This is a genomic window from Mycoplana sp. 10N416, from assembly GCF_056394765.1.
This window is the reverse complement of the sequence record NZ_JBFTIM010000005.1, coordinates 147,927-162,530: the sequence shown is the minus strand read 5'-3', so window position 1 is coordinate 162,530 and position 14,604 is coordinate 147,927. Positions and strand designations below refer to the sequence as shown.

Genomic DNA, 14,604 nt, shown 5'->3' with positions numbered 1-14,604 from the left:
CCCGCATACTCCCAATTTCCGGGGGATCATTCGAGCCAGAAACCGACGCGGCCCAAAGCCTTACCCGCCGTCCGATCCTGTTGCGGATGGACGTGAGAACGCGAAGGTCGCGGCACACTGCTGAAAAATTACGACTCGACGAGGATCACCAGGGATTCCGGCACCACGCCGTCAAAGGCCATCGCCTCGGCAGCGGCGTTGCTCTGCATGGCCTTTTCGAGGGCGTCCATGTCCGGGACGTCCATCAGTATGGCCACGCGGGTTGGATCCCGCGGGTCGACGAAAGTCCGAACGCTCTTTATGCCAAGTTGGCCAAAAAACTCCGTGCGCTTCGGTGAGTTGAGCCAGTGTTGCGCGCCTTTGGTGATGTTGTGGTGGGCAATAATCGTCGGCATTGAATCGTCCCTCCAGTATCGTGGACGTTCTCAGTCAACCGCTGGTGCTGAGAGCCTTTCGCGTTGACCACGGAACGCCCTGACAGCCGCCGTGTCAAGCATTGCCGTGCAACGATTTGAGGCCTAACTCCCCTCCCAAAGGGCCGTCATGTGATCGCGCCGACCTGCCAGGGCACGAACTCGTTGTCACCGTAGTCGAAGGCTTCGCTGGCGGTCTTTTTGCCCGAGGCTGTGTCGATGACGAATTCGAAGATGCGGCGACCGGCCTGTTCGATCGTCTCGGTGCCGTCGACGATCGTGCCGCAGTTGATGTCCATGTCCTCCTTGATGTGCTCGTACATGGGCGTGTTGGTGGCGATCTTGATGCAGGGAGCGGGTTTGTAGCCGGAGACCGAGCCGCGGCCGGTGGTGAACGCGACAAGGTTGCAGCCGCCGGCGATCTGGCCGGTGACGGCGGCGGGGTCATAACCGGGCGTGTCCATGAAGACGAAGCCGCTTTCCTTCACCTCTTCCGCATATTCATAGACGGCGTTGAGCGGCATCGAGCCGCCCTTGGCGACGGCGCCGAGCGACTTTTCCAGGATCGTCGTCAGTCCCCCGGCCTTGTTGCCGTGCGAGGGATTGTTGTTCAGTTCGGCATCGTTCCTCGCCGTGTACTCACGCCACCAGTCGATGCGCGACAGAAGTTTCTCGGCCACCTCTGGCCGGGCGGCGCGGCGGGTGAGCAGGTGCTCGGCGCCGTAGATCTCCGGCGTTTCCGAAAGGACGGTGGTCGCCCCTTCCTTGACCAGAAGATCGGAGGCGATGCCGAGTGCGGGGTTGGCGGAGATGCCGGAATAGCCGTCCGAGCCGCCGCATTCGAGCGCCAGCTTGATGCCGGACAGCGGCTGCGGCGTGCGGCGGATCGCGCTCACGTCGGGCAGCATGTCGTCGATCATTTCGCAGGCGGCCTCGATCGTCTTGCGCGTGCCGCCCTGGTTCTGGATCATCATGGTGCGAAAGGTTTTGCCTTCCTCCAAGCCCGCCTCCTCGACCAGCGGGCCGTACTGGAACGTCTCGCAGCCAAGCCCGATCATCAGAATGCCGCCGAAGTTCGGATTCTTCGCGTAGCCCTTGAAGGTGCGGGTGAGGATGCGGCCGCCCTCGGATTTCAGGTTCAGCGCGCAGCCGCCACCGTAGGTCAGCGCCACCACGCCGTCGATATTGTCGCGGCCGATCTCGCGGAATTTTCGCGCATAGTGCTCGGCGACGTAGCGCGAGACCGTGGCGGAACAGTTCACCGTCGACAGAATGCCGATATAGTTGCGCGTGCCGATGCGGCCGTTGCCGCGGTCGTAGCCGTCGAAGCTGCGGCGCTCGAGTTCCGCCACCATCTGCGGCGGGGCATTGTCGACGCAGAATTCGTGCTTCAGCGCGACGTCGTGGATCGCAAGGTTCTGCAGATGGACATGCTCACCCGGTCGGATCGGCCGCGTCGCATGGCCGATGATCTGCCCGTACTTCAGCACCGGCGCGCCTTCTGCGATTGGCGCAAGGGCCACCTTGTGCCCGCGCGGTATCCGCTCGGCGGCGACCACACCATTCAACAGTGGACGCCCGGCATCGAGATTGGCCGGTACCACGCCGACATTGTCTTTGGGGTTGAGGACGAGGACGGCGGGCATTTCGGCTGGCATCGCACACTCCTGCAGCATGGATCGGCGCATTATGCACAATGCCGGCAAAATCGACAGCGTTGCAGGCGCCCCGCAGTCAGGCCGCAATTCATCATACACTAGACGAGTATTGTATGATGAAATACGTTGCGGCAGGATGCGGCAGGATGCGGCAGGATGCGGCAGAATGCGGCCGGAGTAATCGGGCGGTAATCTGGAGCGGGGTAGGGTGGCTAGGAAGAGCGGACAGTTCGAGATTGACGGCAGGGCGGCTGGCGAGGCGCAGCAGGTCAGGCGGCCGCGCGTGCAGAAGAACGTCACCGCCGCCATCGGCCTCGACATTTGTTCCGAGCGCTACCCCGTCGGCAGCGTGATGCCCAAGGAAAACGATCTGTGTGACCTGTATGGCGTCAGCCGCACGGTGATCCGCGAAACACTGAAGGTTCTCGCCACCAAGGGGCTGGTCCATAGCCGCCCGCGCGTCGGCACGGTGGTCTGTGCGAAAGCGGAATGGAACATTCTCGACGCGCAGGTCCTCGAATGGATGGGGCCGCGCATCCAGGAGCTTGATCTTCTCGGCTGCATCCTCGAGACGCGCCGCACCGTCGAGCCGGTCGCTGCCGAATTCGCGGCCGAGCGCGCCACCGCCCAGGAGATCGCCGACCTGGAAGCCGCCTGGGTGCGCATGCGTGATGCTGATGCCGACGACGACACCGAGGCCTTTACCCGCGCCGACGTGCAGTTCCACGAGATCCTGCTGAAGGCCAGCCACAACCTGGTGTTCCATCAGCTCGCCGCCATCATCCATGCGGCGCTGAGGTATTCGCTGCTTCGCTCCAACGAGGTCGTCGATCGCCGCGACGAGGCGCTGGACGTCCATCGCCAACTGGTCGAGGCGCTGCGCCTGCGCGACAAGGAGGCGGCCCGCGCCTGCTCGCACCGGATGCTCGACCTGGCCGCCCGCGACCTGGCACCGGCGATGCGCCAGCGCGGCCAGGCGCCCGAACCTCCGTGAACATAAGCCCGTGAACTGGCGGCCATGCCGACAGCCCAAGCACTCCAATCCTCCTTCGAACGGACCTCGCGACCATGAAGATCACCAAGCTGACCACCTACATCGTCCCGCCGCGCTGGCTGTTCCTGAAGATCGAGACCGACGAGGGCATCACCGGCTGGGGCGAGCCGGTCGTCGAGGGGAGGGCGCTGACGGTCGAGGCGGCCGTGCACGAACTTGCCGACTATCTCGTCGGCAAGGACCCGATGCTGATCGAGGACCATTGGCAGGTGATGTATCGCGGCGGCTTCTATCGCGGCGGCGCCGTGCACATGTCGGCGCTCGCCGGCATTGACCAGGCGCTGTGGGACATCAAGGGCAAGGCCTACGGCCAGCCGATCCATGCGCTGCTCGGCGGCCAGTGCCGCGACCGCATCAAGGTGTATTCCTGGATCGGCGGCGACCGGCCTTCCGACGTCGCCAACAACGCCAGGGAGGTCGTCGCCCGCGGCTTCAAGGCGATCAAGCTCAACGGCTGCGAGGAAATGCAGATCGTCGATACCTGGGACAAGGTGGAAAAGGCGGTCGAGACCATCGCCACCATTCGCGAGGCGATCGGCCCGCATATCGGCATCGGCGTCGATTTCCATGGCCGCGTCCACAAGCCGATGGCAAAGGTGCTGGCGAAGGAGCTTGAGCCCTACAAGCTGATGTTCATCGAGGAGCCGGTGCTCTCCGAAAACAGGGAGACGCTGAAGGAGATCGCCAACCACTGCTCGACGCCGATCGCCCTGGGTGAACGGCTCTATTCGCGCTGGGACTTCAAGTCGGTGCTCTCGGACGGCTATGTCGACATCATCCAGCCGGACCTGTCGCACGCCGGCGGCATCACCGAATGCCGCAAGATCGCGGCGATGGCCGAGGCCTACGACGTGGCGCTGGCGCCGCATTGCCCGCTCGGGCCAATCGCGCTTGCCGCCTGCCTGCAGGTCGACGCCGTCGCCTACAACGCCTTCATCCAGGAACAGAGCCTCGGCATCCACTACAACCAGGGCAACGACATCCTCGACTACATCGCCAACAAGGAGGTGTTCCACTACGCCGACGGCTTCGTGTCGATCCCGCAAGGCCCCGGCCTCGGCATCGAGGTGGACGAGGCCTATGTGATCGAGCGCGCCAAGGAAGGCCATCGCTGGCGCAATCCGGTCTGGCGGCATGCCGACGGCAGCGTCGCCGAGTGGTGAGGCGAGCGCGCGGCGACACTAACGGGGCGAGCGCGCTTGCCCCGCGCTTCACCTGTGTCTGAAACGCAGCGGTGTGCCGCGCCAATGGTGCCGAGTGATGCCCGGGCCGCGATATCTGATTGCCTGCCGGGGTAACGCCCGTTAATTCTTGTATGGGGATGCGGCCGTTCCGCCGGCAAGCGGGGGTCGAGGAGGTCGCCATCGTGCGGCAAGATCAGGGGGAGTGCCGGAATGCGTTGTGCGTGGCATGTAGCAGTCGTCCTGTCTCTTTCGGTGGCTCTGGCGGCTTGTGGCGGCAAGAAGGGCTACATGACGCCGATCACCGAGACCGCCCCCGTGCCGGGCACCTCGACCGTCGACATGCTGGTCGCGACCACCCGCCTGCCCTCCGGCGACCCGAACACGCTCTTTTCCGGCGAACGCAGCGCCCATCCCTACCTGACCGATATCGCCGTCTCGATCCCGCCCGCCAGCAAGCGCAAGGTCGGCTCCGTCCAGTGGCCGACAAAGATGCCGCCCGATCCGGCGACGGATTTCGCGGTCTTGCGGGTGGAGCAGCTGTCGTCGATCGAAGCCGGCGAGGGGTGGTTCCGCGCGCACAACCGGAACGGCCATGTGATGGTCTTCGTGCATGGCTTCAACAACCGCTACGAGGACGCCGTCTTCCGCTTTGCCCAGATCGTCCACGATTCGAAAGCGGACGTGACGCCGGTCCTGTTCACCTGGCCCTCGCGTGCCAGGGTGTTCGACTATAACTACGACAAGGAGAGCACGAACTACTCCCGCAGCGGCCTGGAGCGGCTGCTGCACGTTCTCCAGGACGACAAGGGCGTCAAGGACATTACAATCCTCGCCCATTCGATGGGCACGTGGCTGGCGATGGAATCCCTGCGGCAGATGTCGATCCGCGACGGCCGGGTCGCGCCGAAAATCGAGAATGTCGTTCTCGCCTCGCCCGACATCGACATCGACGTCTTCGCGCGGCAATGGTCGGAACTCGGCGGCAAGAAACCGAACTTCACCATCTTCGTCGCCCAGGACGACAAGGCGCTCGCCCTGTCGCGGTTCATCTCGGGCGACATACAGCGGCTCGGTCAGATCAACCCGGCCGATGAGCCCTACCGCGCGCAGTTCGAAAAGGCCGGCATCACGGTCGTCGACCTGACCAAGGTGAAGTCCGGCGATCGCCTCGCGCACGGCAAATTCGCCGAGAGCCCGCAGATCGTTCAGTTGATCGGCGAGCGGCTCGTCAACGGCCAGACGCTGACGGATTCGAACATATCGCTCGGCGAGGGCATCACCGCCGTGGTCGCCGGCACCACGGGCGGGATCGGCAGGATCGCGGCGACGACGGTTGCAACGCCCATCGACCTGCTGACGCTGACGCCGCAGCAGCAACGGATCGGCGGCGGTCCGGACCGCGGGCTGGTCTTCGACCAGGCGGAGCAGCCGGCCGCGCCGGCGCAGTAAATCGCTCCGGCATTGCGGAGATTGCCAGCCGAAAAGCCATGAGACACTCCCATTTGGGATTTCCGCGCCGTGCGGGGACGCGCCGAGGCGTTAGTTCGCCGGCGCCGTTCGTTCCATCACCTACCGGTTGGATTTGTGCACAACCCCGACGCCCAAGAGTTTGCAGCGGTTTCGGGATTTAGACGCGAAGCGAACAGAGACTCGAAGCAGAGCGCGCGGATCCGCTTTTACGCGATCGGGTTGGGGCGTGAACGAAGCCTGCGGGGTCCAGCTATCGGCGCTGCGTTTCGATTCGACCTTGAGCGCTGACAAGGGCCGACAATCGGTTGCATTAACGCCAAGTTCCCACATTTTTGTGGCAATGTGTGTGAAGTTGTGTATATCATAAACACATAAAGCAGCCGACAAAGTCACGCGCAAAGGGGAATTCCATGGCTCGAACGCCGGAGGAATGGGGGGCGCTGCTTGGCAGTACCCTGGCGAAGATGCAGGCTACCGATCCGAACTTTCTGTTGCCGGCCATGTCGCCGGACTGCTGCCGCATCATCACCGACACGATCGCCGTCATCATCGCCGAGGCTCGCTCGCAGGGGCGCGACGACGCCTTGCGCGGCCGGTCACGCCCGATCGCCGCAAACGATCGTCTCTGCGCCTGATCGGTGGCGGCCAGGCGCCAGTTTGTCCGGCAGGATGGGGCGTCACAAAAGATTTCACGAGATCGGCCCAAGGCGCTCGACGTGCGGGAATGAGTATCGCGTTACCCCGTCGAAGCCTTGGTGCCGAGCCTTTCGTGAAAAAAGCGCTCAATCCGGCTTCGTTTGTCGTTCAGTGGGTTGCGCGGTCAGGCGGCCGCGCGAACGCGAGCGGTTGGCATTCGCCAGCCGTTGGCGCGCTTCCTTCAACTCGTCGGGGGAAAAGAGTGCCTGAAAGTCCGGCTGCAACATCGTTGCCTCCATCGAAAGCTCCGTCCTGCCGAGGTCGATGAGGCGCTCCAGTCCGGTCGTGCCCGGCTTGAAGACCAATTCCTTGGCTGCGGCGACGCCCCCGTTCAAAATCACGTAGCGCCGGAACAGCACCGGCCGGAAGCCGAGCGCGGCGCAGGCGTCGTAGAGCGCCAGCATCGCCTGGTGAAACTGATCTTCGGGGCGGCTGCCGGTCGAGCCTCGTTTCATGGATCTCATTTTCTGGCGACCTTGCGCGAAAAAGACAAAGGGCAACAGTTGTCCGCGAAACCTTGAACGCGACCGACAACCTTTCGTCAACCGACCGTGTGCACATCGATGCCGGCGCTGGTCCTTCTCCAGAGACGACCGCAGGCTTCGGCCCCAGAGAGCGAAGCCTGCCCTGCGCATGGTCAGGCTGAGGTCGCGCTGATCGAGAAGCCGGCCTTGCCGCCGCCGGTCACGCGCCCGGTAACACGGCTTAGGCGGCATCTGCTCTACGATAAGCCGGTCGGAGAAGGCGAGCGTTGAATATAGCAGCCTGCGCCACCGTTTTCACAGGCAGCGCAGGCATGACATTGAAGCCTCTCGACCACCGTTCGTCAGAGGATGAAGTCGGACGCTTTCATGGCGAGGCTGAGGTCGAGTGCGATGGAGAAGTCCGCCTTGCCGTCGCCGTTGACGTCGCCCTGGATGTAGGTGTCACCGGACTTGATCTCGTAGCGAAGTTCACCGGCCGCCTTGTGGAATTTCTCCGTGCCGATGAACTTGAAAGCCTGATCGCCGCTCGCTTTCGTACTGGCATCAATCGATTTCAGGTGGATCTTGTCGCCCTCGGCACGGGAAAAGTCCTTGATCAAGTCGCGGCCGGCGGCGCTGACCGTACTTTCCTGAAGGCTCTTGAAGACGAAGGTGTCTTTGCCGGTTCCGCCGGTGAGCGTGTCCTTCCCAAGGCCGCCGTAGAGGGTGTCCATACCGTCGCCCCCGGCGAGAATATCGTCGCCGGCGCCACCATTCAGCGTGTCATTGCCTTTTCCGCCATAGAGCTTGTCGTGGCCGTCCTCACCATCGAACCTATCGTTGTCGATACCGCCGCGCAGCGTATCGTTGCCCGTGCCGCCGAAAATCGTTCCGGTCAGCCGGCCGCTGGTGCCGTCATAAACGTCGTTGCCCGAGTTGAGGTTGATGTTGCCGATGATCTTGCCGGTGTTCGTAATTTTTTCGATTGCGGGCGCATTGAAGACGTTGCTGTAGATTGCGTATTGTCCGCCTTTGATGGTACCCGAGTTGATGACTTCCAGCGTCTCGGTGGAGTCCAAGGCACGCCAGATCGCCGCGTCTCCTGCTTCTATCGTTCCGGAATTGAAAAGCTTTGACGTGGTCGAGGTCGATGGCCCTCTCATGTAGACACCATCGCCGGCAGACCAGATGCTTCCGTAGTTTTCGACTGTGCTGTCGAAGCCGTAGATAGTTACGGCAGTGTATGCAAAATTTCTGATTTTACCTGCTTGCCCGATGATTAAGAGCTGGTCGCTCGAAGAGAGGCTGCCGAGAGTTATGGCAGTCACGAGGCTAGCAATTGTGCCGTCGACGTAAACACTGTGTCCGCTACCGGTACCATAAACGGCCGTTGAATCGCTTGAAGAAACAAGCACATTTTCGGCAATATAGGCGTCATCGGTCGTGCCAAGATTAACTTGAGTGCCGCTGCCGATCAGATTTGCACCGATTCCTTTCAAAGCCATAACTGCATTCCTCCAAATTTTCGCCTCATCTGTAGGCGTGTGCGATGTAGGGAGCATTCGTGCAGTAAAAGAATGTTTATTATACTTAGTTTTTTTCAATATTAAAGAGTCATTGGTAATGCAGTTTGATCAATCGACATTGATTGATCGGGCAGTATGGTTTTCACTCTGAATTAATGGCGTTGTCATTCTTGGGAAATCCGCCAAAGTCGGTGAAGTGGCGGAAACTACACGATGGCAAGTCAAGGTATAACCCGTCTTGACACAACGCCGGCAGGGGGTTGCAGCGCCCGGGTCGGACAGTGATCTGTGCTAGCCTCGCGGCTAATCTTCGATCCGCTAGAGGTGATCGCCGGCTTTTGTTGGGGTGTCGGCCGCAGCGATATCGCTGACGAGCAGGCCGAAGCAGAGTGGGGGCGAATGGTTGGACGCGTCGGAAGCGTGAACAGAAAAACCCGGTTCAGCGGAGCCGTCAGTCAGCCGAAATGCCCCTGAAACGGAAAAATCCGCCGAAGCGGATTTCTCAACGTTTTCAGAGAATTGGATGGTGGGCGTGACAGGGATTGAACCTGTGACCCCTACGATGTCAACGTAGTGCTCTCCCGCTGAGCTACACGCCCATCCGATGTGGGCGCATAGACCAAAAAAGCTGCGCGGCGTCAATAGCATTTGTGAGGCTTTTTTCATTGTCATCTGGAGATTTCCCGCAAGCTCCGGATTTCCGCGGCTCGCGGCTCCAAAATGCCGGGTGGATAAAATGGGGATCGCACTCTTTGCCGGAAAATGGCACCCTGTTCCCATGTTGACGCTTTGGGAGGGGCGTTGCCGGATTCGCAGAAATAGCACTGGTGGGGCGCCGCCGTCGTTTGCGTTCCTCTTTCCATCCGGCAGTACCGTGCGTCCATCCCAGGGCGTCCTCAGGTGGAGGACCTGACCATGTATACAGCCGGAATGAGCTTCGGTCTCGGCGAGGACATCGAGGCGCTACGGGAGACCGTGCGCCGCTTCGCCACCGAACGGATCGCGCCGATCGCGGCCGACATCGACCGCAGCAACGCCTTTCCGCTCGCGCTCTGGCGGCAAATGGGCGATCTCGGCCTGCTCGGCATCACCGCGTCGGAGGAGTATGGCGGCGCGGGCATGGGCTATGTCGCCCATTGCGTCGCGATGGAGGAGATCAGCCGCGCCTCGGCCTCGGTGGGGCTCAGCTACGGCGCCCACTCCAACCTTTGTGTCAACCAGATCATGCGCAACGGCACGGACGCGCAGCGGGCAAAATACCTGCCGAAGCTGATTGCCGGCGAGCATGTCGGCGCGCTCGCCATGTCGGAGCCGGGCGCGGGCTCCGACGTCGTGTCGATGAAGCTGCGCGCCGAGAAGAAGGGTGACCGCTACGTCTTGAACGGCAACAAAATGTGGATCACCAACGGTCCCGATGCCGACGTGCTGGTCGTCTATGCCAAGACCGATCCGGACGCCGGTCCGCGCGGCATCACCGCGTTTCTGGTCGAGAAGGGCTTTGCCGGCTTCTCCACGGCGCAAAAACTCGACAAGCTCGGCATGCGCGGCTCCAACACCTGCGAACTGGTGTTTGCTGACTGCGAAGTACCGGCCGAGAACGTGCTGGGCGGGGAGGGGCGCGGGGTCAACGTGCTGATGTCGGGGCTCGACTACGAGCGCGTGGTGCTGTCCGGCGGATCGCTCGGCATCATGGCCGCCTGCCTCGACGTTGTCGTGCCCTATGTGCACGAGCGTCGCCAGTTCGAGCGGCCGATCGGCGAGTTCCAGTTCCTGCAGGGCAAGGTGGCCGATATGTATGTGGCGCTCAATTCCGCGCGCGCCTATGTCTATGCGGTGGCCGCCGCCTGCGACCGCGGCGAGACCACCCGCAAGGACGCCGCCGGCTGCATCCTCTACGCCGCCGAACAGGCGACGCAAGCTGCCTTGCAGGCGATCCAGGCGCTCGGCGGCAACGGCTACATCAACGACTACCCGACCGGGCGGCTGCTACGCGACGCCAAGCTCTACGAGATCGGCGCCGGCACCTCGGAGATCCGGCGCATGCTGATCGGCCGTGAAATCTTCCAGGAGACCGCGTGATGGCGGTGCTGAAGTCGAACGTTGTCCCGCGCGGCGAAACCTTCGAGGCCAACCGGCAGGCGATGCTTTCGGCGATCGCCACCGCGGAAGCGGCGGCAGACATCGCCTTCGAGGGCGGCGGGGCAAAGGCGCGCGAGCGGCATCTTGGGCGGGGCAAGCTCTTGCCGCGCGACCGGGTGGCGCAACTGCTCGACCCCGGTTCGCCCTTCCTGGAGATCGGCATCGCGGCCGGCCATGGCCTCTATGACGGCGCCTCGCCGGGCGGCGGCCTGATCGCCGGCATCGGCCGCGTCGCCGGCCAGGCGTGCATGATCGTCTGCAACGACGCGACGGTGAAGGGCGGCACCTATTATCCGATCACCGTGAAGAAGCACCTGCGGGCGCAGGAGATCGCGGAAGCGAACCGGCTACCCTGCCTCTATCTGGTCGATTCGGGTGGCGCCAACCTGCCGAACCAGGACGAGGTGTTTCCCGACCGCGACCACTTCGGCCGCATCTTTTACAACCAGGCGCAGATGTCGGCGAAGGGTATTGCCCAGATCGCCGTCGTCATGGGCAGTTGCACGGCGGGCGGCGCCTATGTGCCGGCGATGAGCGACGAGACGGTGATCGTCCAGAACCAGGGCACGATCTTCCTCGCCGGGCCGCCGCTGGTGAAGGCGGCGACCGGCGAGGTCGTGACAGCCGAGGACCTCGGCGGCGGCGACGTCCACACGAGGCTTTCCGGCGTCGCCGACCATCTGGCGCGCGACGACCGGCAGGCGCTGGCGATCGCCCGGCGGATCGCCGCCAACCTCAACGCCCGCAAGCCGGTTCTGCCGGAAAAGGGCAAAGGCGAGCCGCCGCTCTACGATCCCGAGGAGATCCTGGGCATCGTGCCGGCCGACACAAAAATCCCCTACGACGTGCGCGAGGTGATCGCCCGCCTCGTCGACGGCTCGCGCTTCGACGAGTTCAAGGCGCGCTTCGGCACGACGCTTGTCTGCGGCTTTGCCGCGATCCACGGCCTGCCGGTCGGCATCCTCGCGAACAACGGCGTGCTGTTCTCGGAAGCGGCGTTGAAGGGGGCGCATTTCATCGAACTGTGCACGCAGCGTTCGGTGCCGCTGGTCTTCCTGCAGAACATCACCGGCTTCATGGTCGGGCGCAAATACGAGGCCGACGGCATTGCCAAGCACGGCGCCAAGCTGGTGACGGCGGTGGCGACGACGAACGTGCCGAAGATCACCATGCTGATCGGCGGCTCCTACGGCGCCGGCAACTACGGCATGTGCGGGCGGGCCTATTCGCCGCGCTTCCTCTGGACCTGGCCGAACAGCCGCATCGCCGTGATGGGCGGCGAGCAGGCGGCCGGCGTGCTGGCGACGGTGCGGCGCGAGGGCATCGAGCGCAGCGGCAAGAGCTGGTCGGCGGCCGACGAGGCCGAGTTCAAACGGCCGACGATCGAGATGTTCGAGCGCCAGAGCCATCCGCTCTATGCCTCGGCGCGGCTCTGGGACGACGGCATCGTCGATCCGCGTAAGAGCCGCGACGTGCTCGGGCTATCGCTCTCGGCCGCCCTCAACGCCCCGATCGAACCGACCCGGTTCGGCCTGTTCCGCATGTAGGTCCTGATCCTAGATCCAACACCTGGAGGACGATCATGAAACGGGAAAATGTCAACGCCAGGAACGCACCTGACCCGCATGGCGGCTACTCGCAGGCGGTCGTGCTCGAGGCGGTCAAGCGGCTGGTGTGGCGCAATGTCGATGCGCAGCTCAAGGCGGCGGGAATGGAGAAGTCCGACCTGGTCAAGGTCACGACCTACCTCGCCGACCGGCAATATGCGACACAGAACCGGGAAATTCGTAGCGAATTTCTCGGCGCCGTCGCGCCGGCGCTGACGGTCGTGATCAGCGGCATCTTCGACGACCGCTGGCTGCTCGAGGTCGAGGCGGTGGCTGCGCAATAGCCGGGAGAGATGATGTTCAAGAAGATCCTGATCGCCAATCGCGGCGAAATCGCCTGCCGGATCATCCGCACCGCCCGCAGGCTCGGCATCGCCACCGTTGCGGTCTATTCGGATGCGGATCGCCGGGCCCTGCATGTCGAACTTGCGGACGAGGCCTACCGGATCGGCCCGGCGGAGGCGGCGCGGAGCTATCTCGACATCGAGGCGGTCATCGCCGCCTGCCGGGCGAGCGGCGCGGAGGCGGTGCATCCGGGTTACGGCTTTCTGTCCGAGAACCCCGCCTTCGTCGAAGCCGTCGCGGCGGCGGGGCTGGTGTTCATCGGTCCCTCGGCGAAGGCGATCCGTGCCATGGGGCTGAAGGACGCGGCCAAGGCGTTGATGGAGGAGGCCGGCGTGCCGGTGGTGCCGGGCTATCACGGCGAGGAGCAGGACCCGGCGTTTCTTTCGGACCGGGCCGAGGCGATCGGCTATCCGGTGCTGATCAAGGCCCGTGCCGGCGGTGGCGGCAAGGGGATGCGCAAGGTCGAGTGGCCAAAGGATTTTGCCGCAGCCCTTGCCAGCGCGCAGCGCGAGGCCGAGGCGTCGTTCGGTGACGGCCGCGTGCTGGTGGAGAAATACATGGCCAAGCCGCGGCACATCGAGGTGCAGGTGTTCGGCGACAGCCACGGCAACGTCGTACACCTGTTCGAGCGCGACTGCTCGGCCCAGCGCCGCCATCAGAAGGTGATCGAGGAGGCGCCGGCGCCCGGCATGTCGACGGAAATGCGCGAGGCGATGGGGTCGGCCGCGGTGCGCGCCGCCCAGGCGATCGGCTACAGCGGCGCCGGCACCGTCGAATTCATCGCTGACGTCTCCGACGGCCTCCGGGCCGACCGGTTCTTCTTCATGGAGATGAATACGCGGCTCCAGGTCGAGCACCCGGTGACGGAGGCGATCACCGGCCTCGATCTCGTCGAGTGGCAGTTGCGCGTCGCCGCCGGCGAGCCGCTACCGAAGCGGCAGGAGGACCTCGCCATCGACGGCTGGGCCTTCGAGGCGCGGATCTACGCCGAGAACCCGGCCCGCGAGTTCCTGCCCGCGACCGGCCGGCTCGCGCGCTTCGATACGCCCGAGGGCATTCGTGTCGATTCCGGCGTGCGCGCCGGCGACGAGATCACCGCCTTCTACGATCCGATGATCGCCAAGGTGATCACCCATGGCCCGGACCGCGCCGCCGCACTTGGCCGGCTCGCGGCGGCGCTGGCGCAGTGTCGGATCGCTGGCGTGACCACCAATACCGGCTTCCTCGACCGGCTGTGCCGGGAGCCGCATTTTGCGGCCGGCGACATCGATACCGGCCTGATCGGCCGCGAGTCCGCAGCACTCCTGCCGAACCCGCCGGCCGATCCGCGGGTGCGTGCGCTTGCCGGGATCGCCGCCCTCGACCTGCTGGAGCCTGCCACGGACACCGACCCCTGGAGCCGCCTCGGCGGCTTTCGCCTGTGGGGACCGGCCTGGCAAACGGTGTTCGTCGAACACGAGGGCGAAACGCTGGAAATCCGGGTCGCGCCCTCGGGCCGGCGCCACTTCGAGGTCGAAAGCAGCGGGGAGCTGCTCGCGCTGACGTTCCTTCGCTCCGATGGCGACGGGACCGTTCTGGCCGACTTCGGCGACCGGGTCGTCGATGCCGTCGTGGTCCGGGACGGCCGCGCCATCACGCTGTTTGCGGAAGGGGCGAGCCATCTCTTCCACACGGAAGAGACGGCCGGCCTGCACGGCGAGGAGGAGGCCGGCGGCGACGTGCTGACCGCCCCGATGCCCGGGCTCGTGCGCCTCGTCTCGGTAGCCGCCGGTACCGCTGTGGCCAAGGGCGATCCGCTCGTCACCATGGAGGCGATGAAGATGGAACTGGTGCTGAACGCGCCGCGCGATGGCCTCGTCGAGGCGGTGCCGGTCGCACCGGGCGATCAGGTGAGCGAGGGGGCGGTGTTGCTGCGGCTGGCGGCAGAGGAGCCGGAGTAGAGAAGTGGTCGGACCATGTTGACGGTCCGCGCTCCGCGGGCCTCCTCGAAGGGAGGAGAGGCCGTTCATCCGCGACAGGTCAGGCGTAATGCACGTCTGGATGCGCCC

General features: G+C 64.2%; 12 protein-coding genes and 1 tRNA gene. 8 read left to right on the top strand and 5 right to left on the bottom strand.

The annotated features are described in order from the left end of the window. Nucleotides 1–128 precede the first annotated feature (128 nt). Both AC1DDS_RS12225 and AC1DDS_RS12220 read right to left on the bottom strand, forming a co-directional pair. Nucleotides 129–395, bottom strand: coding sequence for a hypothetical protein (locus tag AC1DDS_RS12225; protein ID WP_310419846.1), 267 nt, complete (start codon nt 393–395; stop codon nt 129–131). A 146-nt stretch (nt 396–541) separates the two neighbouring features. Further along, nucleotides 542–2,071, bottom strand: coding sequence for a UxaA family hydrolase (locus AC1DDS_RS12220; protein ID WP_477479137.1), 1,530 nt, complete (start codon nt 2,069–2,071; stop codon nt 542–544). 235 nt (nt 2,072–2,306) lie between these two features. On the opposite strand from AC1DDS_RS12220, the gene AC1DDS_RS12215 reads away from it, so the two are divergent. The 4 genes from AC1DDS_RS12215 to AC1DDS_RS12200 all read left to right on the top strand — a co-directional run bounded on the left by AC1DDS_RS12215 (nt 2,307) and on the right by AC1DDS_RS12200 (nt 6,414). Beyond that, a complete protein-coding gene (locus tag AC1DDS_RS12215) occupies nt 2,307–3,065 on the top strand; it encodes a FadR/GntR family transcriptional regulator (RefSeq protein ID WP_477479341.1) in 759 nt (252 codons plus the stop codon). A 74-nt stretch (nt 3,066–3,139) separates the two neighbouring features. Continuing rightward, nucleotides 3,140–4,288, top strand: a complete 1,149-nt coding sequence (dgoD, locus tag AC1DDS_RS12210; RefSeq protein ID WP_477479136.1) for a galactonate dehydratase — start codon at nt 3,140–3,142, stop codon at nt 4,286–4,288. A 231-nt stretch (nt 4,289–4,519) separates the two neighbouring features. Beyond that, complete coding sequence (locus AC1DDS_RS12205) at nt 4,520–5,758, top strand: alpha/beta hydrolase (RefSeq protein ID WP_477479135.1); 1,239 nt, start codon at nt 4,520–4,522, stop codon at nt 5,756–5,758. A gap of 431 nt (nt 5,759–6,189) precedes the next feature. Beyond that, the gene (locus tag AC1DDS_RS12200; RefSeq protein WP_310419838.1) at nt 6,190–6,414 is read left to right on the top strand and encodes a hypothetical protein; all 225 of its coding nucleotides are present in this window, start codon (nt 6,190–6,192) and stop codon (nt 6,412–6,414) included. Between the two features lie 147 nt (nt 6,415–6,561). Here the strand turns inward: AC1DDS_RS12200 and AC1DDS_RS12195 are convergent, their stop codons facing one another. The 3 genes from AC1DDS_RS12195 to AC1DDS_RS12185 form a co-directional block, all read right to left on the bottom strand. Next, nucleotides 6,562–6,930 carry a hypothetical protein gene (locus AC1DDS_RS12195; RefSeq protein ID WP_477479134.1) on the bottom strand — a complete coding sequence of 123 codons (369 nt, stop codon included), beginning with the start codon at nt 6,928–6,930 and terminating at the stop codon, nt 6,562–6,564. Between the two features lie 371 nt (nt 6,931–7,301). Continuing rightward, entirely contained in the window at nt 7,302–8,444 is a 1,143-nt protein-coding gene (locus AC1DDS_RS12190) for a calcium-binding protein (RefSeq protein ID WP_477479133.1), read from the bottom strand. Between the two features lie 545 nt (nt 8,445–8,989). Next, nucleotides 8,990–9,064 (bottom strand) — tRNA-Val (locus AC1DDS_RS12185). Nucleotides 9,065–9,395: 331 nt separating this feature from the next. On the opposite strand from AC1DDS_RS12185, the gene AC1DDS_RS12180 reads away from it, so the two are divergent. The 4 genes from AC1DDS_RS12180 to AC1DDS_RS12165 are packed head-to-tail and all read left to right on the top strand — an operon-like array spanning nt 9,396 to nt 14,496. Continuing rightward, nucleotides 9,396–10,544, top strand: a complete 1,149-nt coding sequence (locus AC1DDS_RS12180) for an isovaleryl-CoA dehydrogenase (RefSeq protein WP_477479340.1) — start codon at nt 9,396–9,398, stop codon at nt 10,542–10,544. Continuing rightward, the gene (locus AC1DDS_RS12175) at nt 10,544–12,151 is read left to right on the top strand and encodes a carboxyl transferase domain-containing protein (protein WP_477479132.1); all 1,608 of its coding nucleotides are present in this window, start codon (nt 10,544–10,546) and stop codon (nt 12,149–12,151) included. Before AC1DDS_RS12180 ends, AC1DDS_RS12175 begins: the two co-directional genes overlap by 1 nt. A 35-nt stretch (nt 12,152–12,186) precedes the next feature. Then, nucleotides 12,187–12,495 carry a RidA family protein gene (locus tag AC1DDS_RS12170; RefSeq protein ID WP_477479131.1) on the top strand — a complete coding sequence of 103 codons (309 nt, stop codon included), beginning with the start codon at nt 12,187–12,189 and terminating at the stop codon, nt 12,493–12,495. A gap of 12 nt (nt 12,496–12,507) precedes the next feature. Then, nucleotides 12,508–14,496, top strand: coding sequence for an acetyl/propionyl/methylcrotonyl-CoA carboxylase subunit alpha (locus tag AC1DDS_RS12165; protein WP_477479130.1), 1,989 nt, complete (start codon nt 12,508–12,510; stop codon nt 14,494–14,496). Nucleotides 14,497–14,604 lie beyond the last annotated feature (108 nt).

Excerpts from the sequence above, each read along its gene's own strand:
- AC1DDS_RS12225 (WP_310419846.1), bottom strand. The coding sequence starts at position 395 with ATGCCGACGATTATTGCCCACCACAACATCACCAAAGGCGCGCAACAC.
- AC1DDS_RS12220 (WP_477479137.1), bottom strand. The coding sequence starts at position 2,071 with ATGCCAGCCGAAATGCCCGCCGTCCTCGTCCTCAACCCCAAAGACAAT.
- dgoD (WP_477479136.1), top strand. The coding sequence starts at position 3,140 with ATGAAGATCACCAAGCTGACCACCTACATCGTCCCGCCGCGCTGGCTG.
- AC1DDS_RS12205 (WP_477479135.1), top strand. The coding sequence starts at position 4,520 with ATGCGTTGTGCGTGGCATGTAGCAGTCGTCCTGTCTCTTTCGGTGGCT.
- AC1DDS_RS12200 (WP_310419838.1), top strand. The coding sequence starts at position 6,190 with ATGGCTCGAACGCCGGAGGAATGGGGGGCGCTGCTTGGCAGTACCCTG.
- AC1DDS_RS12195 (WP_477479134.1), bottom strand. The coding sequence starts at position 6,930 with ATGAAACGAGGCTCGACCGGCAGCCGCCCCGAAGATCAGTTTCACCAG.
- AC1DDS_RS12190 (WP_477479133.1), bottom strand. The coding sequence starts at position 8,444 with ATGGCTTTGAAAGGAATCGGTGCAAATCTGATCGGCAGCGGCACTCAA.
- AC1DDS_RS12180 (WP_477479340.1), top strand. The coding sequence starts at position 9,396 with ATGAGCTTCGGTCTCGGCGAGGACATCGAGGCGCTACGGGAGACCGTG.
- AC1DDS_RS12175 (WP_477479132.1), top strand. The coding sequence starts at position 10,544 with ATGGCGGTGCTGAAGTCGAACGTTGTCCCGCGCGGCGAAACCTTCGAG.
- AC1DDS_RS12170 (WP_477479131.1), top strand. The coding sequence starts at position 12,187 with ATGAAACGGGAAAATGTCAACGCCAGGAACGCACCTGACCCGCATGGC.
- AC1DDS_RS12165 (WP_477479130.1), top strand. The coding sequence starts at position 12,508 with ATGTTCAAGAAGATCCTGATCGCCAATCGCGGCGAAATCGCCTGCCGG.